The following is a 23,396-nucleotide window of genomic DNA, read 5'->3' as shown; positions in this document are numbered from 1 at the left end:
AACGAATGAATCAACAAGACACTTCCGTCCCGCCCCGCCTTGTCCTGCTGTTGCGCGAACTGGTGAAATCGCTGGTGCCCACGCTCGTCATCAACCTGATGTGCGCGCTGGCCGTGACCTATCTCATGCGCATCGGCGGCAGTTTCTACGAAAACCTGCAGGTGGCGATGTGCATCGGCATCCTGGCGATGGTGCTGATCAACGGCACGCGACTGGCGATCTGGGGCGACGGCGAACCGCACAAGCTCGGCTTCGCCCTCTCGCTGCTCGTGCTGGCGCCGCTGTCGGTGCTGCTGGGACGCCTGCTGGCCAGCCACCTGATGGGGCAACCGATCCTATCCCTCCTGCCCGAGCGCAGCGACAACATCATCGGCGTGATCGTGCTGACCTTCCTGGCCTGCTTCGGCGCGGCCCTTTTCTTCTGGAACCGCGAGAAGATGACCGCGCTGCAAGCCCATGCCAGCCAGGTCGAAAAGCAGGCGGTGCAGGCGCAATTGCAGATGCTGCAGGCGCAGATCGAACCGCACATGCTGTTCAATACCCTGGCCACGCTGCAAACCCTGATCGGCTCCGAGCCATTGCGCGCGCAGCAGATGCTGGACCAGTTGATCCATTACCTGCGCACCACGCTGTCGGCATCGCGCGCCGACAGCACTTCGCTGAAGAAGGAATTCGACCTGATCAAGGCCTACCTCGGGCTGATGTCGCTGCGCATGGGCATGCGCCTGTCCTATACGCTGCAGCTGCCGGAAGAACTGGGGCGCCTGCGCCTGGCGCCGATGCTGCTGCAGCCGCTGGTGGAAAACGCCATCAAGCATGGCCTGGAGCCCAAGGTCGAAGGCGGCAACTGCACGGTGCGCGCCGCCCTGCACCAGGACATGCTGGTGCTGAGCGTGTTGGACACCGGCGTCGGGCTGGCCACCGGCATCAGCTTCAACAGCCCTTCTCCCAAATCCGAACTGGCGGCGCTGACCGGCAGGAAAGAACCGGAGATCGGCATGCACTTCGGCCTGGACAACATCCGCGAACGCCTGTCCACGCTCTACGGCCCGCTGGCCGAACTGATCCTCACCCACAACGTGCCGGCCGGCACCATGGCGCAGATCACGATCCCGCTCAAGGCGCTCAAGGCGGTGCACCGCCCTGCCAGGGGCATGCGCGCCGCCGGCCATTGAAGACGAACGCCATGCCATCCATCTCCGCCCTCATCGCCGAAGACGAACCGCTGCTGGCCGCGGCGCTGCAACAGGCGCTGGCGCGCGCCTGGCCGGAACTGGGCACGGCACCGGTCGCCGCCAATGGCATCGCCGCGCTGGAGCAGGCGCTGGCCCTGCTGCCGGATGTGCTGTTCCTGGACATCCGCATGCCTGGCCGCAGCGGGCTGGAGGTGGCGCGCGAGCTGGCCGACGCCTGGCCGCCGGCGCGGCCGTTTCCGCTGATCGTGTTCGTCACCGCCTACGACAACTATGCGGTGCAAGCCTTCGAACAGGCCGCGGTGGATTACCTCCTGAAACCGGTCAACGATGCGCGCCTGGCGGCCACGGTGCAGCGCCTGAAATCCTTGCTGCAGCAGCGCGCCGCCGGCAGCGCCGATGAGCACCTGCAGCGCGCACTGGCGCAATTGCGGCGCCTGGCCGCGCACGACGCGGAAGAGCCGTCGCCGGCGCCGCGCCTGGACATCATCCGCGCCGCGGTCGGCAACCAGGTGCGCATGATCCCGGTCAACGATGTGCTGTATTTCGAAGCCACCGACAAATACGTCAATGTCGTCACCGCCGAAGGCGAAGCGCTGATCCGCACCAGCCTGCGCGAACTGATCCCCCGGCTCGATGCGCAGCAGTTCTGGCAGATCCACCGGGGCACGGTGGTGCAGGTGCGCCATGTGCAGGCCGCGGTGCGCGACGAGGCCGGCAAGTTATCGCTGCTGCTGCGCAACCGCCCCGAAAAACTGGCGGTCAGCCGACTGTTCGCCCACCTGTTCAAGCAGATGTAAGCCGCTTATCAGCCCGGCTTGGCCACCATCAGCCAGGCCGCCGCCAGCGGCATCAAGGTCGCCGCCGATCCGGCCACCGCCCATACCCGCGCCAGCCCGCGATAGGCGGCCGGAACCGCAGCCCCCGCCGGCAAGGCATTGAGCAGGCGCGCCTGTTTCCATTGCACGGGAATGAGCACCGTCAACCACAGCACGCCGGTGGCGACGAACAGCGTGTAAGCGGTTTTGAGCCAGAAGCTGCCCGCGACGCCGCCGAACGCCGGCGCCATCATATGGCCCGCCGCCGCCAGCAAGACGATGCCGCCCAGCGTGAAAACCACATCCGCCCAGTTGGTCGCCTTCACCGCGAAGCGGATCACGGCCAGCTCGCCGCTGCGGTCGGCCAGCGTTTTCCAGAAGGCGGTGACGATGATATTTCCGAGGAAAAGCACGGCCCCCAGCAGATGGATGGCCTTCAAGGTTGTCAGCGACATGGCGGGCTCACTTTGATCGAAATGGAGACAGATGCGCCAATGTCGCACGACAGCCGGCGCCGCGCCAGCGCCATGCGACGAGGCGCCGCAAACGGGCGGTGAAAAACAAATGGCGGCGACCGGAATGCCGGTTGCCGCCATGAAAAGCGCCATCAAAGCCCGCCAAGATGGGTTAGTGCGAATCCGCCTTGGCATCCGCCCGATATTGCCTTGCGGATATCCCCATCCCGATCGGGACGCTATCGGGCGTCTTAACGGCCGTAGTAATACCCCGGCCCATAATACGGCCGGTAGTAATGCGGATGCGGCGGACCGGCCGGCACCACCACGCAGGCCGACAAGGTGGCCGCCGCCACACCGGCGGCCACCAGCAATTTGATGAGTCGTTTCATGATGCCCTCTCCTTTATCCTGTGACGGGCCCGGCAACGACGCGGGCCATGCCGGCAGATTGCCACCCGAGCCCTGTCACAGGTAATTCGCAGCCGTATCATCTGTAACAAGAAAGCCGCGGCCGATTCGCCCGAGGCCGGCAAATTTTCGCCGCGGCACCAGCGCAAAGCCCAATGCAAGCAGGCGCGCTGCGGTAGAATGCTTGATCCGCATAAATAGGCATTCTCCCGATTCATCCCATGAGCAACGAACTGAAAAACGGACATTCACCGGCCCCCTCGACCAATTTCCTGCGCGGCATCATCGAATCCGACCTGGTTTCCGGCGCCTACGCCGGCCGCAGCGGCAAGCAAGGCGAGGCACTGCCCCAGGTGATCACCCGTTTTCCGCCCGAACCGAACGGCTACCTGCACATCGGGCACGCCAAGTCGATCTGCCTGAACTTTGGCCTGGCGCACGATTACGCCGGCCGCTGCCACATGCGCTTCGACGACACCAACCCGGAGAAGGAAGAACAGGAATACGTCGACACCATCCTCGACTCGGTCAAGTGGCTGGGTTTCTCGTGGGAGCATGAGGGCAAGCAGCACCTGTACTACGCCAGCAACTACTTCGACACCATGTACGCCGCCGCGCAGGCACTGATCCGCCGCGGCCTGGCCTATGTCGACGAACAGAACGCCGAGCAGATGCGCGAGAACCGCGGCACCCTGACCGAACCCGGCAAGAATTCGCCGTGGCGCGACCGCACGCCCGAGGAATCGCTGCGCCTGTTCGAGGAAATGCGCGACGGCAAGCACCCGGACGGCTCCATGATCCTGCGCGCCAAGATCGACATGGCCAGCCCCAACATGAACCTGCGCGATCCGGCCATCTACCGCATCCGCCACGCCACCCACCACAACACCGGCGACAAGTGGCGCGTGTACCCGATGTACACCTTCGCGCACCCGATCGAGGATGCGCTGGAAAACATCTCGCACTCGATCTGCACGCTGGAATTCGAAGACCAGCGCCCGTTCTACGACTGGCTGCTGGACCGCCTGGCCGAGGAAGGCTTATTCAAGCGCCCGCTGCCGCACCAGTACGAATTCGCGCGCCTGAACCTGACCTACATCATCACCAGCAAGCGCAAGCTGCGCCAGCTGGTGGACGAGAAGATCGTCTCCGGCTGGGACGACCCGCGCATGCCCACCATCGTCGGCCTGCGCCGCCGCGGCTATACGCCCGAGGCGATCCGCCTGATGTCCGAACGCACCGGCGCCTCCAAGAACAACAGCTGGATCGACTACAGCATCCTGGAAGGCGCGCTGCGCGACGACCTCGACCCCAAGGCGCCGCGCGCCGTGGCCGTGCTGCGCCCGTTGAAACTGATCATCGACAACTTCCCCCAAGGCCAGAGCATCGACTGCAGCGCGCCGGTCTACCCGCCGGCCCATCCGCAGCACGACACCGAACAGCGCCATTTTCCGATCACCCGTGAATTGTGGATCGAGCGCGAGGACTTCATGGAAGAGCCGACCAAGGGCTACTTCCGCCTGTTCCCCGGCAACAAGGTGCGCCTGCGCTACGGCTACGTGGTCGAATGCACCGGCTGCGACAAGGACGAGAACGGCAACGTCGTCGCCGTGCACTGCAACTACTTCGAAGACAGCAAGAGCGGCACCGAAGGCAGCTCCAACTACAAGGTCAAGGGCAACCTGCACTGGGTCAGCGCCGAGCACGCGCTGGCCACCGAAGTGCGCCTGTACGACCGCCTGTTCAGCGACCCGCACCCGGACGCCGGCGGCAAGGATTTCCTCACCGCGCTGAACCCGAACTCCAAGGAAGTGATCACCGCCTACCTGGAGCCGACGCTCAAGGCCGCCCTACCGGGCGACATCTACCAGTTCGAACGCCACGGTTATTTCGTGGCCGACCGGATCGATTCGGCCGAAGGCAAGCCGGTGTTCAACCGCGCCGTGACGCTCAAGGACAGCTGGGGCAAGTAAGCAAGCAAGGAAGGCGGGTGAACAAGCACCCGCCGCACGCTGGCCGCGCAATCGATTCCGGGGACGCGCGGCGCGGCATCACAGGCATACCGGCGACCGCACGGGCCGGGCAAGCAAGAGGGGAACAAGCTCATGTTCGAGCAGATCAAGATCCAGCGCATGTCGATGGGCACCATCTACAAGCTGCTGGCTATCGGCACCACGTTTTCGCTGGTGCCGTTTTCGGTATTGATGGGGGTGCTCTCGCTGTTCGGCGCGCAGACCATCACCTGGGACGGCAAGCACCTGATCGGTTATGACGGCCTGGTCGCCTCGCCCTTCATCGGCCTGTTCCTGTCGGGCTTCATCACCCTGTTCCTGGGCACGCTGTGCACCATCGGGCTGTGGCTTTATTCGCTGTGGCGCCCGCTGGCGCTGCGCGTGGAACCGGTCGACAACCTCGACATCGACCGCCTGATCCGCGAGAACGAAGAAGCCATGGCCGAACGCGACTGATGGGCTGACGGCCGCTCCGGCAACCAGCTCACCAGATCTTGAGCCACTTGAGAAAGGCCACGGTAGCCACGCCGAGGCCGAGCATCACCGCCATCACCATCCAGAACGAAGCCTCGTCATGCAGGCCCGGCAACCCCGCCACGTTCATCCCGAAAATCCCCGATACCAACGTGGCCGGCATCAGCAGCGCGGTCAGGATCGACAGCGCCATCAGGTTGCGGTTCATCTGCTCCGACATCTGCGAAGCGATTTCCTCCTGCAGCAGCTTGGCGCGCTCGTACACCGCTTCCACGGTCGAATGCAATTCATTGAGTTCGTCCAGCGCGTGGGTCAGGTCCTCCAGCGCCTCGGGGGCCACCCAGGATGGCCGCAGGCGGTTGAACTGGCTCAGGATGCGGCGCTCCGGCGCGATGAAACGGCGCAGTTCGGCCAACTGGCGCCGTATGCTGCCCAGTTCGGCGCGGTCTTCCGAGCGGCGGTCCGAGAGCACCGAAAATTCGATATCGTCCACCTTGTCGTTGAGGCTGTCGAGCCGCGCATTGAAACCGTCGGCCAGGCAACGCAACAGCTCCGCGAACAAGTCCATCGTGTTGTCGAAGCCGGCGCCGTCGAGCACCTTCTGGCGCAGCAGGTTGGTCGAACACAGCGGCTGCGTGCGCAGCGTCAGCAGACGTGTGCGGTCGAGGTAGAAATGCAGCGCGCCCTTCTCGGTGCCGGTGTCGCCGATCTCCATCTTCATGTCGGTGAGCGTGCCGTAGACGCTGTCGGCCGTCATGTGCAGACCGGGATGGGTATCGCTGCTGAGAAGGAACTCGGTGATGTGCTCAGGCACACCGCTGTGGTGCTCCATCCATTGCCGGATCTTCACATCGGCGGTCTTGACATGCAGCCAGGTAAACTCCGGCCCCGCGGGACGATGGTCGATCACCTCGTTCCATTTCATCTGGCGCGCGCGGCTGTCTTCGAAGCGGAAGGCGCAGATGAATCCGGCCGGCTCATAGAGCAGATGCAAGGCTTGCGGCGTTTCCGGCGGATTGTGCATGGATGGACTGGGCGGCATGAAAGTCGAGGCATTCTACAAGCCGACTTTGACAAATTTGTGACAGGCCGGTGACTGCCGTCGACGCACACTTGGGCTTGCGCATGCGGCCGCGTATCGCCGCAGCCGGGCCTGCCCCGTCGCCCGTCCCAAGGCGCCGCGCATCCGGCCGCTGGAAATGGCCAGCCGGCGGTAGCGCCGCCCTCAACCAGTCATTCAGTAATTGAGGTTGCGATTGGCGTAGGCTTCGCGCGCGATGTTGCACACTTTGATCTGGGCCGCGTCCATACCCGAAGTGCCGTTGAGCGAGCACTGGTCGGCGACCGACTTGGCTTCGTCCAGATGCTGGCGGAAATAGGTGTAGTCCTTCTTGCCGGCGAAAGCATCGCATGCGCACAGCAAAGGCAGCATGACGCACAGCAGTGCGGACAAACGGATGGTGGTGCTCATTGGAATTCCCCTTGTAAAACGCAGGATCTGATGAAACCGTTCGCCCCTGCGTGGACGCCTTGCCCGGATCGTCTCCGGTGTCGCCCGCGTCCGGCGCCCTCCCACGGGAGCCGGTTTCTGGTCGTATCGCGCTGCGACGCCGCAAAGTATAGTCAGCAAAGTTGAATTGCTCAATGGAAATCTTTTGCCGATTTGATGTCGCGCGACGTCCGCTCCAGGAATCCCCCGGATCGTTGGCAAACGCGCCATGAAACTTGAAAGAGACACAAAAAAACGGGCCGGTCGCCATGACCGGCCCGTTTCATTTCCGGCAAGCGCGGCCTTCGCCACGCGCCTGGTTCAACTCATCCGCGACGCTTGAGCAATGCGTAAAGGATGATGGCGCCGAAGGTGGCGGTACCGATGCCGCCCAATGCGAAACCGCCCAGCTTCAACGTGAAGTCGCCCGCGCCCAGCACCAGCGTCACGGCGGCCACGATCAGGTTGGTATTGTTGGAAAAGTCGACCTTGTTCTCCACCCAGATGCGTGCGCCGGACACCGTGATCAGGCCGAACACCACGATCGACACGCCGCCCAGCACCGCGCCGGGAATGGTCAGGATGACCGCGCCGAACTTGGGCGAGAAACCCAGCAGGATGGCGATCACCGCCGCCACCACGAACACCAGCGTCGAATAGATCTTGGTGACCGCCATCACGCCGATGTTCTCGGCATAGGTGGTCACGCCGGTGCCGCCGACGCTGCCCGAGAGCATGGTCGCCAGGCCGTCGCCGACGAAGGCGCGGCCCATGTAGCGATCCAGGTTCTGGCCGGTCATGGCCGACACCGCCTTGATATGGCCCAGGTTCTCGGCCACCAGGATGATCGCCACCGGCGCCAGCAGCGCCATCGCGCCGGCCTGGAATACCGGGGTGGCGAAGTGCGGCACGCCGAACCAGGCGGCGTTGGCCACGGTGGAAAAGTCGATCGGCTTGCCCAACCCGGCGCCATTGGTCAGGATGGCGTAGATGACATAGGCCAGCAGCAAACCGACCAGGATCAGCAGGCGCTGCAGCATGCCGCGCGTAAATACCGCCACGAAACCCACGCACAGCACCGTCACCAGCGCCATCCAGGAATCGAAGCTGTTGCCGGATACGCCCTTGACCGCGATCGGTGCCAGGTTCAGGCCGATCACCGCCACCACCGAACCGGTCACCACCGGTGGCATCAGGTTCTCGATCCAGCGCGTGCCGACCCAGCCCACCACCAGGCCGATCACGGTGTACAGCGCGCCGCAGGCGATGATGCCGCCCAGCGCCACGCCGAGGTTGGGATTGGGGCCGGAACCGGCGTAGCCGGTCACCGCGATCACCAGGCCAATAAAAGAAAAGCTGGAACCCAGGTAGCTCGGCACGCGGCCGCCCACCAGCAGGAAAAACAGCAAGGTGCCCACGCCCGACATCAGGATCGCCAGGTTGGGATCGAACCCCATCAACAGCGGCGCCAATACCGTGGAGCCGAACATCGCCACCACGTGCTGCACGCCCATGGCCACGGTCTGCGGCGCGGGCAAGCGTTCATCGGCGGCGATGACAGCCCCCTGGCCGTCATGGGTGCCGCTGCGCAGCCGCCATTGGGGAAAATAAGAGCCCGACATGGATATCCTTTCGTTATGGTTTATTGGATCGTGGGCTAGTGTATTGATGGCCGCTTCAAATAACAATTAGGCAGCAGGCCGGGCACGATAAAAAATGCAAAAAGATTTGCGCGACGGAAGATGCTGCCGCACGGCGGTGCAGGAAAACGGCGGTGGTGCACCCGCCGCCCCAAAACGGCGAGGACGCCACGCCTTGGCGCGGGAATGCCGACGCGGCTGGCCGCCGCCTGCACATGGGCATGTTTCTTGCGAAACAAGTAACGATAGCGTCGCGCTCCCGCGGGCGCCGCCTGCCCTATTCCCGATGTCGATGCCGATGATGAACCTGACCACGCCCGCCTTGCTGTTCCCGGCCACCTCGCTGCTGCTGCTGGCCTATACCAACCGCTTCCTGGTGCTGGCGCAACTGATCCGCAACCTGCAGACCCAGCACAAGGACGACGGCCGCGACCTGGTGATCCGCCAGATCCTCAACCTGCGCAAGCGCATCGTGCTGACCCGCTACATGCAGGCGCTGGGCGTGTCCAGCTTCATCATGTGCGCCGTCTCGATGTTCCTGATCTTTGTCGAGCACGGCCACCTGGCCGAAGCCTTCTTCGGCATCAGCCTGTTCTTGCTCGTGTTGTCGCTGCTGGTATCGTTGTGGGAAATCATGATCAGCACGCGCGCCATCGAGATCGGCCTGGAAGACATGGAGCAGAAGCTGCGCCAGGCCGCCGCGCGGCGCGCCGCCATCGCCGATGAGAAACCCGTCGCGTGAAGCGAATTCACCGGCTGCGCAAATTTTGTTGACCGCGCCCGCCGTCGGAAAATGTGATAATCCTTTAGGACCCGTTTCACAATGAAACGGGTTCTAAGCGCTGCGCCAGGCTGCCACGGCCGGCGCCGGCGTCACTTGATCGACTATGGAGACCCACATGATCCTGGAACTGGCGGACATCCGCATCCAACCCGGCAAGCAAGCCGAATTCGACGAAGCCATCACGCGCGGCGTGGCGCAGACCATCGCCAAGGCCAAGGGTTATCTCGGCCACCAGGTGCAAAAGGGCATCGAGTCGCCCGAGCGCTACCTCCTGATGGTGCAGTGGGCCACGCTGGAAAACCATACCGTGGACTTCCGCGAATCGCCCGCCTTCACCGAATGGCGCGGCATCGTCGGCCCGTTCTTCGCCGGCCCGCCGCAAGTCGAGCACTTCTCGCTGCTCAACGCATCGGCATAAGCCGCCGCTCCCGCCGCTGGCCATTTGCCGGCGGTTTGCGGAACAATTGCGTGCAAAACCTGACTAAAAACCGCGAGCAGGCCGGCGCGGCAAGCACAACCAGCAAGGCGCCGCCTGCCCACACACTGCCATGACAAGACCGGCGCGCAACTTGCCGCACGCCAGGAACAGCCGGATGACCAGATTACCCCGTTTGCATTTCCCTTCCGTCCACACCCGCCGCCGATCCCGCCTGCTCGCAGGCGCCTCCACCCTGGCCGCGGCGCTGGCGCTGGGCGGCTGCAACAACTTCAGCGGCGAAGAACAGCGGCAAGCCGACGTCATCAGCGCTTTCTACACCCTCCACCTCAAGACCAACGCGCCCGGCCTGCCCCCGGCCGATGAGCTGCGGCAATACCAGCCACTGGTGAGCCGGGCGCTGTACACCCTGCTCACCCAGGCCGAAGCGGCCGACGTCCGTTACCACACGATGGTCGGCAACCAGGCGCCGCCCATCGTCGAGGGCGACCTGTTCACCTCGTTGTATGAAGGCGCCACCTCGTTCTCGGTCAAGTCCTGCGATAGCGACGACCAGCGCTCCTCCTGCCAGGTCGCGTTCGAATACAAGAAAGACGGCGCCGCAGAAGCATGGAACGACAAGATCCTGCTGGTGCGCGAAGACAACCGCTGGCGCATCGACGATATCGAATTCATCGGCAACGACCAGTCCTCGCAACGCGAATATCTGAGCGACACCCTGGCCGACGCCATCAAGGAAGCAGAATAAGTGCCGATAAATGGCCAGGCGCCGGCAAATTCCGGCCTTGTCCGAAAAGAAACCCCGGCCGCCCGATGGCCGGGAATTGGCGGCGTTTTGACGATGTGTTCTCGGCCTCCCGCGGTTCGGAAAAGGCATACACTTGCCCGCAAGAATACTTGTCGCCTTGCTACCGGATCACTGCAGCCACGCAAGAACGGAACCGTAGACGGGCGGCCCAGGGGAGAATTGGAACGTGAAGCGGATCGGGAAAATATTTATCGTCGCAGCCAGCCTGTTGCTTGCCGCATGCACCAGCAATGAAGAAAGCAAGGCCAAGGAACTGGTATCGGATTTCTACCGGATGCACCAGTCGGCCCGCCCCTCCGGCGCGCTTACCCTCAACGAACTGATCACCTTCCGCCATTTCCTGTCGGTGCCGCTGTTCAACCTGCTCAAAGATGTCTCGGTCGCCGAAGAGGCGCGCTCCGCGCAGTCTGCCGCCGCCCCATTGCCGCCGCTGCTCGAGGGCGACATCTTCACCGCCAATCCCGGTGGCGCCTCCACGTTCCGCGTCGTCCAGTGCGACATGCAAAAGCGCGAAAGCGAATGCTCGGTCGAACTGATCTACAGCGACGCCAAGCTCAAGGCTCCGGCCAAGTGGGTCGACAAGGTCCTGCTCACGCGCGACGCGCGCGGCTGGATCATCGACAACATCCAATACGCCGGCGGCCAAGCGCCCATGCGCAACGGCAACCTGCAAGACACGCTGCTCAAACTGCTCAAGCGCGACGCGGCGCCGCTGCAATAACTCTGCCGCAATCACTCGAAAAGTCTCCAATCTTCCCGCTGACGCGCCACTGCGGCGCGTCCGGCCACCAACACGCTCTATAATCGCGCGATCGACATTGGATCAAGACGCCCAGTCTTGATCCAATGCCGCGCCTTGCACTTCATCCCAAACGGGGTAATCCCGCACTCACGCCTATTGATGAAATGAGTTCCAACGCCGCGATGTCCAACCACACCTTCCTCTGGCACGACTATGAAACCTTCGGCGTAATCCCGCGCCGCGACCGCCCGGCGCAGTTCGCCGCCGTGCGCACCGACGCCGAACTCAACGAGATCGGCGAACCGATCATGGTCTACTGCAAACCGGCGCCGGACTATTTGCCCGATCCGGTCTCCTGCCTGATCACCGGCATCACGCCGCAGACCTGCCTGGAGCGCGGCCTGCCCGAGCACGAGTTCGCCGCGCAAATTGAACGCGCACTGGCCGAACCCGGCACCATCGGCGTGGGCTACAACACCATCCGTTTCGACGACGAGGTCACGCGCTTCATGTTCTGGCGCAACCTGATCGATCCCTATGCGCGCGAATGGCAAAACGGCTGCGGCCGCTGGGACCTGCTGGACGTGGTGCGCCTGTGCTACGCGCTGCGCCCGGACGGCATCGTCTGGCCGACCAGGGAAGACGGCAGCGTCAGCTTCAAGCTGGAACATCTCTCCAAGGCCAACGGCCTGCTGCACGAAGCGGCGCACGACGCGCTGTCCGACGTGCGCGCCACCATCGCGCTGGCGCGCCTGATCCGCGAGAAGAACCCGCGCCTGTTCGACTTCGCGCTGGCGCTGCACAAGAAAGACAAGGCCGCGGCCGAGATCGGCCTGCCGCAGAACAAGCCCTTCCTGCACGTGTCGGGCATGTTCCCGGCGACGCGCGGCTGCCTGGCGCTGATGTGGCCGCTCGGCATGCATCCGACCAACAAGAATGAAGTGATCGCCTGGGACCTGGCCAGCGACCCGGCCGAACTGGCCAGGCTGGACGCGGCCACCGTGCGCGAACGCATGTTCAGCAAGGCCGACGCCTTGCCCGAAGGCGTCACGCGCCTGCCGATCAAGAGCATCCACCTGAACAAGTCGCCGATGGTAGTCGGCAGCCTCAAGACGCTTTCCGCGGCCCGCGCGGCCGAGCTGGGCATCGACATCGACGGCGCCTTGCGCAATGCCGATATCGCCGCCGCGCTTCCCGATCTGGCGGCACTATGGCAGGACGTCTTCCACCGCGAAAGCGATGGCGCGCCCGATGTCGACGAAGACCTCTACGGCGGCTTCATCGGCAATGGCGACCGTCGCCAACTGGCGCAGTTGCGCGCAATGCCGCCGCAGGAACTGGCGCGCGCCAGCGTCTCCTTCGACGACGCGCGCCTGGACGAAATCCTGTTCCGCTACCGCGCGCGCAATTTCCCCGAGACGCTCAGCGCCGAAGAAACCCAGCACTGGGAAGAACACCGCGCGGCGCGCCTGTTCGAAGGCAAAGGCGGAGCCCGCACCATCGCCCAGCTGTTCGAACAGATCGACACGCTGCAAGAGCAGGCCGACGACGAACGCGCCCAGGATATCCTCGGCGCGCTGTACGACTATGCGGAGATGATCGCCCCCGCCAACGGCTAAGAGACGAACCGGCCGCTCAGCGCGGCCGATCCGATCAAACCCGCTCCACCGCCACCGCGGCCTGGTCGATGATATCGACCACCGCGTGCAGTTCTTCCTTGCTCAACGCCCCCTTGGCCAGGCGCGTATGCAGCGCCATGCGAAAGTTCTGCACCGCGCGGCGCAGTTCGGGCGAGTCGGCATCAGGGCGTTCCTGCCGGCGCATCTCGAACTTGCGCAACACCTGCTGCAGCAAGGCTTCATTTGCCTTGAGGTCGGCCTCGCCTTCGGCACTGATGCGATACAGTTTCTTGCCGCCCTCTTCCGCCGCCACCGTGGCGTAACCCATTTCTTCCAGCAGCGTCAGCGTGGGATAGACCACGCCCGGGCTCGGACTGTAGCCGCCGCCGACCAGTTGCTCGATGGCCTTGATGATTTCATAGCCGTGGCGCGGCTTCTCCTGCAGCAGGTGCAGCATCACGATGCGCAATGCGCCCTGCTCGAACATGCGCGCGCCGCGGCCGCCTTCGCGGCCGCGCGGGCCGCCCTCATCGAACATGCCGCCTGCGCCATGATGCGGACGGTCAAAACGGTGATGCTTGGGGCCGTGGCCTGCACGCGCCATCAAATGTCTGAACATGGTGCTTCCTTTTCATCTGTAGTGTTCATCTGGTGTTGCGCCTGAATGGCGCCCGGGTACGGGCTTGCGGGAAGCCCTTCATCGATCGATGAACATAAGATATATCTTAGAAATAGCAAAATCAAGATATATCTTAATAATATTTTTTATTATCGAAAAGGAAATATCGAAACAGGGAATGCCCATCGTCAGCCCGGCGACACTTGCTCCCTGCCAAAAGTGGTAAGTTGGCGCGTATCGGGCGCACACGCACCCGGCAAAAAAGACATCGACAAGGAGATCACCATGCCCCAACCGCCAATTGGCCGCTTTCCCGTTCCCGAACTGAAAGACCTGCCCGAAGATATCCGTGCGCGCATCCTGGCCGTTCAGGAAAAGTCCGGCTTCATCCCCAACGTCTTCCTGGTGCTGTCGCACCGTCCCGACGAATTCCGCGCCTTCTTCGCCTACCACGATGCGTTGATGGACAAACCCGGCAAACTGACCAAGGCCGAGCGCGAGATGATCGTGGTCGCCACCAGCAACGCCAACCAATGCCAATATTGCGTCGTCGCCCACGGCGCGATCCTGCGCATCCGCGCCAAAGACCCGCTGCTGGCCGACCAGGTCGCCATCAACTACCGCAAGGCCGACATCACGGACAAGCAAAAAGCCATGCTGGACTTCGCCATGAAGGTCTCAGCCAGCGCCTGGGCCGTCAACGACGATGATTTCGCCGAACTCAAACGGCACGGCTTCGGAGAAGAAGAGGCCTGGGACATCGCCGCCATCGCGGCCTTCTTCGGCATGTCCAACCGCCTGGCCAACGTCACCAGCATGCGCCCCAACGACGAGTTCTACCTGCTGGGACGGGTGCCGGTGCAATAAGCGCCTGTCAGCGCACGCCGCCATGCCAGCGCGCCACCAGCGCCAGGCACTCGCGCAAATCGCCATGCACCAGCTCGCAGGCATGCGCCAGCATCAGGTTGCGCGGCAAACCGAAGTCCTCGATCAGCATGCCGTCGCGGCAATAACCGGGCTCGGCATGCGGTATCTGACTCAATAGATCGGCCTGCGGCGTGTTATAGCACCACACCTTCTTGCCGCGGCCGACGGCATAACCGACCTCGAACACCGTCCCCGAATCCGGCTCATGGCCACGGAAGTTGGACACGTTCGCCACCACATAATCCGCCGAATCGATCAACGCCATGTTGAGATCGAAGATAGCGCGCGACACCTCCGCCTTGCTCTGCCCCGTGACTTCATCATCCCCCGGACACAATGCCGCCAAACCGAGTTCGGCGCACCACTGCCTGATACGTTCCTTGTGCTGCGCATAGTCGCGCTGGAAGACGTCGGGGCCGGCCATGTAGATGCGGGGATGAGTCATGCAGAATCCATAGAACGATTGAGAACAGAGCGATGGAGAATACGCGAAATTCCGAATGGAATCATGTGAAGCGCCGAACCAACGCGTAGATACGACAGCGACCAAAAACACCGAAGCCGCAGGCGAGCAGCAAGCACCGCAAAGCCGAAGGCGAGCCGGACAAGAAGTCCGCATCTAACCAGCCGCCGGCGCGGGAACCCCGAAGGGGCTGGGTAGTTGCCTTGTTGGAGCAGTGCTCCAACCCTTTCTTTGCTTACTTTCTTTGGCGGAGTGTATAGACCGGAGACATGGGTAACAAATGTGCCGGGACATAGGTAACACTTCAATCGTAGGCACTGTTTTGTCGTAAATCAATTTTTGCGAAGCGTTGATGAGAGAAGTACAGGTCGTACACCCCATCCAGCGAAGGATGCGGCCGTGCGGCAATCCGATGTCGGTGCAGGGCATTCGATACCTTGAAGCGCTTGCCCTGAAGCACGATCTTGCCGTCCCATCCGACCTCCAGCACCAGATCTGTTTGCGCGTACTCAACTGGTGGCAACGTTTGAGCGTAGGCAATACGGCTAGGCTGGTAGCGCGTGGCTGGCGTGTGCATGGCCAGCGCCTCATGCGGACGCTCGTGGTTGTAGATATGCCGCCAAGCATTGAAGGCTGCCTGCGCTTGTAGAAAATCGCGGTAGTGTCTGCCACGCAGAATCTCGCATTTGAGGCTGCGATGGAAGCGTTCATTCTTGCCATTGGTCTGAGGATGGGCTGGCCGGCTGTGGCTGATGCCAATGCCCAGCTGGATGAGCCAGATCGTCAGTTGCGTGATGCCGTGGGCCGATTTCGAGGTGCTCCCCCAGAGGGCACCGTTGTCGGTGTTGATGCGCAGGGGCATGCCATAGCGGCGGAACACGTCTTCCAACGCCGCCTGTACTTGCGTCCGATCGGGCCGCGCACGGCAGTCAAGGTGATGTTGTAGCGAGAGTGGTCGTCGATGATGGTCAGCGGATGACAGGTGCCCGCACCGGTTTCGAAGTGGCCCTTGAAGTCCATTTGCCACAGTTCATTGGGCCGGGCGTGTTCGAAGCGTTGGAACGGCGTACTGTCGGCGCTGGCCTGTGCATCGATGAGGCCATTGCGCTGGAGGATGCGGGTAATCGTGCTGGGGCTGGGAATGCCTTCGTGGCCCAGATCCAACAGGCGGCGATGCAGCTTGCGTGCGCCCCAGGCTGGATGCTGGTGGCGCAGTTCGATGACCCGGGTTTCGATCTCGGAATGGGTGCGTGCCGGACTGTTGAGTGGGCGACGCGAACGATCCGCCAATCCGTTTCGGCCTTCTTCGGCCACACGATTCAACAGTTTGTAGCCGGTCTTGCGGCTGATGCCGAAACGCTCGCACAACAGGCTGATGTTGGCGTCTTCCTGACGGGCCAAGTTCGTAAACTCTTCTCGCAGTGACATGATGTCAACAGTTCTCCAGGGCATGGTGGGCCATCCTTTGGGCTTCGTTTCGAACCCCAAAAGTGTTACCTATGTCCCGGTACACGTGTTACCCATGTCTCCGGTCTATACAGCGAGACAAGAAAAGTGAGCGGCTGCCGGCTGAAGCAATGCTTCAGCCCCCCCCGGCGCTCCCTTCCGACCGGAGAAAGAAAAGCATAAAGCCAGTACATCGACCAGCAGCAAGAGCAGACTATACAAAACAAAAAAACATCAAGCCAATATACCAACACGCAGCAAGACCTCCCCCAAGCCAACCGCACCAGTTCATCCTCAAATTGACGCGCCCCGGCTTCCCCTCCCCGACCACGACAACAACCGCGCCGTCGCCGCACAATGGCTGGACGATAACCGCCAGCGCTGGACCCGCGTGAAATAATTGCAAGCGCGCGCGCCCGCCGCCGCGTTACCATCTGGCGCAGACAACAACATCAAGGAGACCGGCGATGAGCGCACAAGATCACGCATCCCAACCCATCCTGCTGCGGGAAGACAGGCAAGGCATCACGACCCTGACGCTGAACCGTCCACAGCAATTCAATGCCCTTTCCGAAGCCATGCTCGATGCGCTGCAAACGCAGCTCGAGCAACTGGCCGCCGACGACAGCGTGCGTTGCGTGGTGCTGGCCGCCAACGGCAAGGCATTCTGCGCCGGCCACGACCTGCGGGAGATGCGCGCCACGCCGCAGATCGGCTACTACCAGGATTTGTTCCGCCGCTGCAGCCGCGTGATGCAGGCCATCCAGGCGCTGCCGGCGCCGGTGATCGCACGCGTGCACGGCATCGCCACCGCGGCGGGTTGCCAGCTGGTCGGCAGCTGCGACCTGGCAGTCGCCTCGCACGCTGCGCGCTTCGCGGTGTCCGGCATCAACGTCGGCCTGTTCTGCGCCACCCCCTCGGTGGCCTTGACGCGTAACGTGCCGATCAAGCGCGCCTTCGAGATGCTGGTCACCGGCAAGTTCATCGAGGCGCAGACCGCATCCGACTGGGGCCTGATCAACCAGGCGGTGGAACCGGAGGAACTGGATGCGGCAGTCGCCGCGCTGGCGGCACATATCGTCGCCAAGAGCCCGGTGTCGGTCCGCTACGGCAAGGCCATGGTCTACCGCCAGAAGCAGATGGCGCTGTCCGACGCCTACGACTATGCGGCCGATGTCATGGCGCGTAACATCATGGAAGACGATGCGATGGAAGGCATCGATGCCTTCCTCGAAAAACGCGCGCCCAAATGGGGGCCGCCGGCGTAAACGGCGCACTGTTTTTTTTATGGCCTGTTAACGCTGCGCACGCAAAGTTTTACCCGGATTAAACGCCGCCTTGCCTAAGCTGAATGCTCCTCAACCCGTGGAGCTTCCAGCATGAACCGCAAGACACAACAAGAACAGCAAACCCGCTTCCCGCAACACCCACCGCTGGGCCGTCGCCGCCTGCGCAACGCGCACCTGGCCGGCCTGGCGACGCTGGCCGCCGCCGGCGCGCTGCTGGCCATCGCCGTGATCGCTCCGGCGCAGGCCGCCGAGGGCACGGCAGCCGCAGAATCCGCAGAAATCGCCAATGTCTCGCCGCTGCACCTGAGCGGCAACCTCGGCGTGGTCAGCCAGTACGTCTTCCGCGGCACCACCCAGACCGACAAAAAACCGGCCCTGCAAGGCGGCTTCGATCTCACGCACGACAACGGCCTGTACGCCGGCATCTGGATGTCCAACGTCAGCTGGATCTCCGACGCCAACCCGGCCGCCTCGGCCGGCCTGGAAGCCGACCTCTACGCCGGCTGGAAGCCGGCAGTCAGCGACTGGCTCAACGCCGACATCGGCGTGCTGCACTACGCCTATCCCGGCAGCTATCCGGGCGGCATGACCAAGCCCGACACCACCGAGATCTACGCCGGACTGGATGCCAGATGGATCGCCTTCAAGTATTCGTACAGCACCGGCAACACCTTCGGCAATGCCGATACCAGCGGCAGCAGCTATGCCGACCTGTCGGTGAACCATGAACTGTTCGCCGGCATCATCGGCATCGCCCATATCGGCCGCCAACGCTATACCGGCCCGAATTCCGCGGCGCTGTCCTATACCGACTGGAAACTCGGCGTCACGCGCGACTTCTCCGGCTACGTATTGGGCCTGGCCTATACCGATACCAACGCCGCCGACGCCGGCTACACCATCCGCGGCAAGAACATCGGCAGCAGCCAGGTGGTGCTGTCGCTGAACAAGGCGTTTTGAATTTGAGAAGCCGGCACAAGGATTCCCCTCATGCGTACCCCAAGTTCCCCGAGACTGCACCCGCTCTCCCCGCGCCACTTCTTCCTGCGTACCGGCCACCGTCGCTACTATCGCTGCGCACTGGCCGCGCTGCTGCTCTGCATCGCCTGCGCCGGCCTGTTGCCGCTGGCCCAGGCGGTCGTCCCCTATCGCTCTCCCGACGACTACGGCCCCTCGTCGCAGGCGCAACAGCACCGCGGCGACTGCCGCCGCCAGGTGCGGCAAGCGCTGGATGGAAAGATAGAAAGCGAGGATTTCGTCGCCCGCGCCGGCCGCGAATATTTCAGCTACGTGGTGCGTCAGAACCTGCGCAAGGTGATGTTCATCTGCGATGCGCGGACCGGCGAGATACGCAGGCAGATCGATATATGGGGGGATCTTTAGGTTGCACCCGATGAGACAGCAGCAAGCCGGCGGGTAGACAAAACGGGGAACTGGCGGCAAGATGCGGCATCGTTTCCAACCCGGGCCGACCCGCATGCAAACCGACTACAGCGCCATTCTCCAGTGGATCTATCTGTTCAACTCCCTGGCCTTGATCCACCTGGCCTTCAGGCAGTTGATGAAGCGCCGCAAAGGCCGGCAGCTGGACCAGCAGATCAAGGCGGCTTCCTCCGGCCAATGGATCGGCGCCGCGCCCGATGCCCTGGTTCGCCAGCTCGGCGCGCCGGCCAGCCAGGGCGCGCCCGATCAAGGCCAGGGCACCTATGTCTGGCAGGGCGAGCGCCATGTCCTGGAAGCCATCTATCGCGACGGCCAATGCACCGGGATCGAAACGCGCCAGCATGCCGGCGACCTGTTCCCCAATCTCAACACCTACTTCAACTGCGCCGTGCTGGCCGCATTGGCATGTTCATGGAAATTCCTGGCGGCGCAAAGCGGCGCGCAAGACGCCGGTGAAGCGCTACCGGTCTCAGCGGCGGCCAGGCAGTATGCGGTCAACTTCGTGCTGTTCCTGCTGGGCGCCTGGATCGTCTCTTTCGGCTTGAAACGCCATCAATTGCTGCTCTGCGCCGGCTGCATCGTCATGGCGCTGCTGAGCCTGCCCCTGATCGACTGGCCGTAACAAGCTGCGGCGGGAACAGGCTCACTCGCCCACCACTTCGGCCACCCGGTAGCCCACCCCGATCTCGGTCAGGATATGCACCGGCTGCGCCGCATCCCGCTCCAGCTTCTGGCGCAGGCGCTGCATGTAGATGCGCAAGTAATGATGGTCTTCCGCATGCGACGGCCCCCAACCGGCCACCAGCAATTGCCGGTGCGTGATCACGCGGCCGGCGTCGCGCAGCAGGGTGGCGAGCAGGCGGTATTCGATCTGCGTCAGGTGCAGCGCCTCGCCGTTGCGGGTGACGCTGCGCGCCGGCAAGTCGACCAGCACATCGCCCATGCGGTAGCGGCCGCTGGCCTTTCCTTCACCGGCGGCGCGCGCGTGGCGGCGCAATTGGGCGCGCATGCGGGCCAGCAGCTCGGGCATGCCGAAGGGCTTGACCAGGTAGTCGTCGGCGCCGGCGTCGAGCGCGTCGACCTTTTCCGACTCCTGCGTGCGGGCCGACAGGATGACGATGGGCACGCCGCTCCAGCCGCGGATCTCGGTGATGACCTGCTTGCCATCGAGGTCGGGCAGGCCGAGGTCGAGGATGACCAGGTCCGGCTTGCGGGTGCCGGCTTCGGTCACGCCTTCGCGCGCGGTCCTGGCCTCGTGGACGATGAAGCCTTCCTGCTCCAGCGCGCTTTTGACCAGCTTGCGGATATGCGGGTCGTCTTCGATGAATACGATGTTGCCTGCGTGTTCCTGCATGTTCTTGTCCTCATTCCTCGGGGAGTGCCGGCTGCACTTCCACTGGCAGGGTAAAGCAGACCGTGGCGCCCGGCCCGGCCTCCTGCGGCGCGATCCATATCCGGCCCTGGTGGGCTTCGACGATGGCGCGGCAAATCGCCAGGCCCAGGCCGACGCCGGGCGTACTCGACTCGTTGTCGCCGCGCGTGAACTTCTCGAAAGCGTGTTGCGCCATGGCCGGCGGAAATCCCCGGCCATGGTCGGATACGCTCACCTTGACCTGTTCGCCGCTTTCCGTCGCCTCGACATGGGCGGCGATGGCAATGCCGCTGCCCGGCGGCGAGTACTTGATGGCATTCTCCACCAGGTTGGCGAATACCCGCTCCAGCAGCACCGCATCCACCCGCAGCAGCGGCAGGTCGGCCGGCAGGCGCGTTTCCACCGTGCGGCCTTCGAGCGCCTTGGACAGCAAGCGCAGCGCCGAACCGGCCACTTCCTCCAGCGCGTTCCACTGGCGGTTCAGCGTCACCACGCCCGCCTGCAGGCGCGCCATGTCGAGCAGGTTGTTCATCAGCCCGACCATCTTCTGCGACTGTTCGCCGATGGTGCGCGCCATGGCGCGGGCGTCCTCGTCCAGCCGGGGAGTGGCGGCCAGCACGTCGGCGCTGCCGACCAATGAGGTCAGCGGCGTGCGCAGGTCGTGCGAGATGGCCGACAGCAGCGAGTTGCGCAGGCGCTCGGACTCCATGCTCACCAGCGCGTCCTGCGCCACTTCGGCATAGTGCAGGCGTTCGATCGCCATGGCAATCTGCGAACAGAAGATCTCCAGCATCTGGCGGTTTTCAGGCAATGCCAGCTGGGCGGCGGCAAGCTGGCGCTCTTCTTCGTTCGCCCCCTCGATGGCAAAGGCCAGCACGCCGCGCGTGCGCATGGTGGCCGTCAGCGGCAGGTACAGCGCGGCGGCCGAAGGCAGCGTGGCGGTACCCTTGCCGGCCGGCTGGCCATTGTCGTAGACCCATTGCGCCACGCCGGCGTCCACGCTCCTGAGCACATGGACGCCGCCCGCTTCCTGCGCCGGCTCGGCCGGGCGCAGCTGGTTGGCGCTGTCGGGCAAGAAAAAGGCAATCCGCGCCCCGAACACCGCGGCCAGATGGCGGCGGCCGATCTCCAGGATCTGGTCCAGCGTCAGCAGCGCCGACAATTCCTTGCCCAGCATGTAGAGGTTGGAGGCGCGCGCCTCGCGCTGCATGGCCACGCGCGCCTGGCGCCGCAGGCGCGCGGTAAGCGAACTGATGAACAGCGATACCGCCAGCATCACGACCAGCGTCAGCAGGTATTGCGCGTCCGATACCGAAATCGAGAAGCGCGGCGCGACAAAGAAGAAATCGAAGGACAGCACCGACAGCACCGACACCAGCGCCGAGGCCGATCGCCCATAGCGCATCGCCACCAGCATCACGCCGACCAGATACAGCATGATGACGTTGGCCGGATGCAAAAAGTCGTTGAGCACGAAAGCCAGCGCCGTGGTGACGGCGCAGCTGACCGCCGCCCAGGCATAACCGCGCGTGCGGCGGCGGCGCGTGAGCAAGGATTCGGCGACGCTGGCGGCGCTGTCATCGCGGCCGGCATCCTCGCCGCGGACATCATGCCGGGCGCGCGGACGCGCCACGGCATAGATGTCGAGTTCTTCGCCCATGGCGGCGATACGCTGCGACAGCGAACCGCCGGGGCGGCGCAGCAGCCGGCGCCAGCCGCCGCGTTGCTGCCCCACCACCAGCTTGCCGGCATTGCGCGCGCGGGCGAACTGCAGCAGCGCCGCGGCCAGGTCGTCGCCGCTGATGCTGGCGGTTTCCGCCCCCAGCGATTGCGCCAGCTTGAGATAAGCGACCACGCGTTCGCGCCCGGCCATTGGCCGGCGGCTGTTGGCCAGGTCGACATGCACCGCCAGCCATTCAGCCTGCAGCTTGGCCGCCAGGCGCGCCGCCTCGCGGATCAGGCGTTCCTCGCCGGCGCCGCTGCCGATGGCCACCACGATGCGTTCGCGCGCCTGCCATAGCTGGGCGATGGAACGGTCGGCGCGGTACTCGCGCATGTCGGCGTCGACGCGGTCGGCGGTGCGGCGCAGGGCGATCTCGCGCAGCGCGATCAGGTTGCCCTTGCGGAAAAAATTGCGCCCGGCCTTCTCGGCCTGCTGCGGCAGGTAGACCTTGCCTTGCTTCAGACGCGCCAGCAGCTCATCGGGCGGGATATCGACCAGCATGACGTCATCGGCCTGGTCGAACACGTGATCGGGCACGGTCTCGAACACGCGGATGCCGGTGATCTGGCCGACCACGTCGTTGAGACTTTCGATGTGCTGGACGTTCAAGGTGGTATAGACATCGATGCCGGCGCGCAGCAGTTCATCGATGTCCTGCCAGCGTTTGGCATGGCGCGAGCCGGGCACGTTGGAATGCGCCAGCTCGTCCACCAGCATGACCTGCGGCTTGCGTTGCAGGGCGGCGTCGAGATCGAATTCGGGCAACTGGCGGTCGCGGTAAGCCACCATCTTTATCGGCAAGCGCTCGATCCCCGCCAGCTGCGCCTCAGTCTCGGCGCGGCCGTGGGTCTCGACTACCCCGGCGACCACGTCGATGCTTTGCGCGCGCAGCACCTGGGCCGCCTCCAGCATGGCGAAGGTCTTGCCCACGCCGGCCGAAAAGCCGAAAAACACCTTCAGACGACCGCGGGCCTGGCGGTCTTCTTCGCGCATTACGCGTTCGAGCAGGTCGTCTGGATTGGGGCGGGTGGTCATTTTTGATGGGTGTTTTGGAGCATTGTAGTTGGTTCTTTGGGTTTTTTTGGGTTGCTCTGGGTAGTCTGCTCTTGCTTCATGCAGATGTACTGGCTTTATGCTTTTCTTTCTCCGGTCGCAGCGGAGCGCCGGGGGCGGCCCGGCAGCCGCTCACTTTTCTTGTCTCGCCAAGAAAAGTAAGCAAAAGAAGGCGACGCAA

Annotated in this window: 22 protein-coding genes and 3 pseudogenes; 14 read left to right on the top strand and 11 right to left on the bottom strand. The window is 63.8% G+C overall.

The genetic code is table 11. From position 1 onward, the window contains the following. Positions 1 to 5: 5 nt before the first annotated feature. Both FB597_RS10350 and FB597_RS10345 read left to right on the top strand, forming a co-directional pair. Entirely contained in the window at positions 6 to 1,175 is a 1,170-nt protein-coding gene (locus FB597_RS10350; RefSeq protein ID WP_141911749.1) for a sensor histidine kinase, read from the top strand. A gap of 11 nt (positions 1,176 to 1,186) precedes the next feature. Beyond that, on the top strand, positions 1,187 to 1,993 hold the full coding sequence (locus tag FB597_RS10345; protein ID WP_141911747.1) for a LytTR family DNA-binding domain-containing protein: 807 nt from the start codon (positions 1,187 to 1,189) through the stop codon (positions 1,991 to 1,993). Between the two features lie 8 nt (positions 1,994 to 2,001). On the opposite strand, the gene FB597_RS10340 is transcribed toward FB597_RS10345, so the two are convergent. Continuing rightward, positions 2,002 to 2,466, bottom strand: coding sequence for a DUF2269 family protein (locus tag FB597_RS10340; RefSeq protein WP_141911745.1), 465 nt, complete (start codon positions 2,464 to 2,466; stop codon positions 2,002 to 2,004). Positions 2,467 to 2,717: 251 nt separating this feature from the next. Then, complete coding sequence (locus FB597_RS20235; protein ID WP_186442768.1) at positions 2,718 to 2,858, bottom strand: hypothetical protein; 141 nt, start codon at positions 2,856 to 2,858, stop codon at positions 2,718 to 2,720. A 239-nt stretch (positions 2,859 to 3,097) separates the two neighbouring features. Here FB597_RS20235 and FB597_RS10335 point away from each other — a divergent pair, with 239 nt between their 5' ends. After that, positions 3,098 to 4,849 carry a glutamine--tRNA ligase/YqeY domain fusion protein gene (locus FB597_RS10335; RefSeq protein WP_141911742.1) on the top strand — a complete coding sequence of 584 codons (1,752 nt, stop codon included), beginning with the start codon at positions 3,098 to 3,100 and terminating at the stop codon, positions 4,847 to 4,849. A 132-nt stretch (positions 4,850 to 4,981) separates the two neighbouring features. Further along, positions 4,982 to 5,344 (top strand): hypothetical protein, encoded by a 363-nt coding sequence (locus FB597_RS10330; protein WP_141911740.1) that lies wholly within the window; start codon positions 4,982 to 4,984, stop codon positions 5,342 to 5,344. Between the two features lie 28 nt (positions 5,345 to 5,372). Here FB597_RS10330 and FB597_RS10325 read toward each other — a convergent pair whose 3' ends face one another. The 3 genes from FB597_RS10325 to FB597_RS10315 all read right to left on the bottom strand — a co-directional run bounded on the left by FB597_RS10325 (position 5,373) and on the right by FB597_RS10315 (position 8,473). Beyond that, a complete protein-coding gene (locus FB597_RS10325; protein ID WP_141911737.1) occupies positions 5,373 to 6,386 on the bottom strand; it encodes a transporter in 1,014 nt (337 codons plus the stop codon). 213 nt (positions 6,387 to 6,599) lie between these two features. After that, positions 6,600 to 6,833 (bottom strand): hypothetical protein, encoded by a 234-nt coding sequence (locus FB597_RS10320; RefSeq protein ID WP_141911734.1) that lies wholly within the window; start codon positions 6,831 to 6,833, stop codon positions 6,600 to 6,602. Between the two features lie 344 nt (positions 6,834 to 7,177). Beyond that, entirely contained in the window at positions 7,178 to 8,473 is a 1,296-nt protein-coding gene (locus FB597_RS10315; RefSeq protein ID WP_141911732.1) for a solute carrier family 23 protein, read from the bottom strand. 316 nt (positions 8,474 to 8,789) lie between these two features. On the opposite strand from FB597_RS10315, the gene FB597_RS10310 reads away from it, so the two are divergent. The 5 genes from FB597_RS10310 (at position 8,790) to sbcB (ending at position 12,880) form a co-directional block, all read left to right on the top strand. Next, a complete protein-coding gene (locus FB597_RS10310; protein WP_141911729.1) occupies positions 8,790 to 9,233 on the top strand; it encodes a DUF2721 domain-containing protein in 444 nt (147 codons plus the stop codon). A 157-nt stretch (positions 9,234 to 9,390) separates the two neighbouring features. Continuing rightward, positions 9,391 to 9,693, top strand: a complete 303-nt coding sequence (locus FB597_RS10305; protein ID WP_141911726.1) for an antibiotic biosynthesis monooxygenase — start codon at positions 9,391 to 9,393, stop codon at positions 9,691 to 9,693. 175 nt (positions 9,694 to 9,868) lie between these two features. After that, positions 9,869 to 10,459, top strand: coding sequence for a DUF3828 domain-containing protein (locus FB597_RS10300; RefSeq protein WP_141911723.1), 591 nt, complete (start codon positions 9,869 to 9,871; stop codon positions 10,457 to 10,459). 226 nt (positions 10,460 to 10,685) lie between these two features. Further along, positions 10,686 to 11,240 carry a hypothetical protein gene (locus FB597_RS10295; protein WP_144769496.1) on the top strand — a complete coding sequence of 185 codons (555 nt, stop codon included), beginning with the start codon at positions 10,686 to 10,688 and terminating at the stop codon, positions 11,238 to 11,240. A gap of 203 nt (positions 11,241 to 11,443) precedes the next feature. Beyond that, a complete protein-coding gene (sbcB, locus tag FB597_RS10290) occupies positions 11,444 to 12,880 on the top strand; it encodes an exodeoxyribonuclease I (protein ID WP_144769681.1) in 1,437 nt (478 codons plus the stop codon). Positions 12,881 to 12,914: 34 nt separating this feature from the next. On the opposite strand, the gene FB597_RS10285 is transcribed toward sbcB, so the two are convergent. Next, positions 12,915 to 13,499, bottom strand: a complete 585-nt coding sequence (locus tag FB597_RS10285) for a PadR family transcriptional regulator (RefSeq protein ID WP_144769495.1) — start codon at positions 13,497 to 13,499, stop codon at positions 12,915 to 12,917. Positions 13,500 to 13,784: 285 nt separating this feature from the next. Here FB597_RS10285 and FB597_RS10280 point away from each other — a divergent pair, with 285 nt between their 5' ends. Continuing rightward, positions 13,785 to 14,366 (top strand): peroxidase-related enzyme, encoded by a 582-nt coding sequence (locus FB597_RS10280; protein WP_144769494.1) that lies wholly within the window; start codon positions 13,785 to 13,787, stop codon positions 14,364 to 14,366. Between the two features lie 7 nt (positions 14,367 to 14,373). Here the strand turns inward: FB597_RS10280 and FB597_RS10275 are convergent, their stop codons facing one another. Both FB597_RS10275 and FB597_RS10270 read right to left on the bottom strand, forming a co-directional pair. Further along, the gene (locus FB597_RS10275) at positions 14,374 to 14,871 is read right to left on the bottom strand and encodes a nucleoside 2-deoxyribosyltransferase (RefSeq protein ID WP_144769493.1); all 498 of its coding nucleotides are present in this window, start codon (positions 14,869 to 14,871) and stop codon (positions 14,374 to 14,376) included. A 322-nt stretch (positions 14,872 to 15,193) separates the two neighbouring features. Next, a pseudogene (locus FB597_RS10270) lies at positions 15,194 to 16,341 on the bottom strand (IS481 family transposase). A gap of 461 nt (positions 16,342 to 16,802) precedes the next feature. On the opposite strand from FB597_RS10270, the gene FB597_RS10265 reads away from it, so the two are divergent. The 4 genes from FB597_RS10265 to FB597_RS10250 all read left to right on the top strand — a co-directional run bounded on the left by FB597_RS10265 (position 16,803) and on the right by FB597_RS10250 (position 19,689). Further along, the gene (locus FB597_RS10265; protein WP_144769492.1) at positions 16,803 to 17,603 is read left to right on the top strand and encodes an enoyl-CoA hydratase; all 801 of its coding nucleotides are present in this window, start codon (positions 16,803 to 16,805) and stop codon (positions 17,601 to 17,603) included. Between the two features lie 111 nt (positions 17,604 to 17,714). After that, entirely contained in the window at positions 17,715 to 18,584 is an 870-nt protein-coding gene (locus FB597_RS10260) for a TorF family putative porin (RefSeq protein ID WP_144769491.1), read from the top strand. A gap of 30 nt (positions 18,585 to 18,614) precedes the next feature. Further along, the gene (locus tag FB597_RS10255) at positions 18,615 to 19,007 is read left to right on the top strand and encodes a hypothetical protein (RefSeq protein WP_144769490.1); all 393 of its coding nucleotides are present in this window, start codon (positions 18,615 to 18,617) and stop codon (positions 19,005 to 19,007) included. A gap of 94 nt (positions 19,008 to 19,101) precedes the next feature. Beyond that, positions 19,102 to 19,689 carry a hypothetical protein gene (locus FB597_RS10250; protein WP_144769489.1) on the top strand — a complete coding sequence of 196 codons (588 nt, stop codon included), beginning with the start codon at positions 19,102 to 19,104 and terminating at the stop codon, positions 19,687 to 19,689. Positions 19,690 to 19,710: 21 nt separating this feature from the next. On the opposite strand, the gene FB597_RS10245 is transcribed toward FB597_RS10250, so the two are convergent. From FB597_RS10245 to FB597_RS10240, 3 genes and pseudogenes are all read right to left on the bottom strand, one after another. After that, positions 19,711 to 20,421: a response regulator gene (locus FB597_RS10245; RefSeq protein ID WP_141911556.1), complete on the bottom strand. Its 711-nt coding sequence runs from the start codon at positions 20,419 to 20,421 to the stop codon at positions 19,711 to 19,713. A gap of 10 nt (positions 20,422 to 20,431) precedes the next feature. Beyond that, a pseudogene (locus tag FB597_RS20570) lies at positions 20,432 to 20,788 on the bottom strand (sensor histidine kinase); the annotation flags it as partial. A 156-nt stretch (positions 20,789 to 20,944) separates the two neighbouring features. Further along, positions 20,945 to 23,155, bottom strand: a pseudogene (locus FB597_RS10240) (DUF4118 domain-containing protein); the annotation flags it as partial. Between the last annotated feature and the right edge of the window lie 241 nt (positions 23,156 to 23,396).

This window comes from Herbaspirillum sp. SJZ099 (assembly GCF_007828355.1).
Lineage (GTDB): Bacteria > Pseudomonadota > Gammaproteobacteria > Burkholderiales > Burkholderiaceae_D > Herbaspirillum.
The sequence above is the reverse complement of the archived record's forward strand: the minus strand, read 5'-3'. Positions and strand labels throughout refer to the sequence as shown.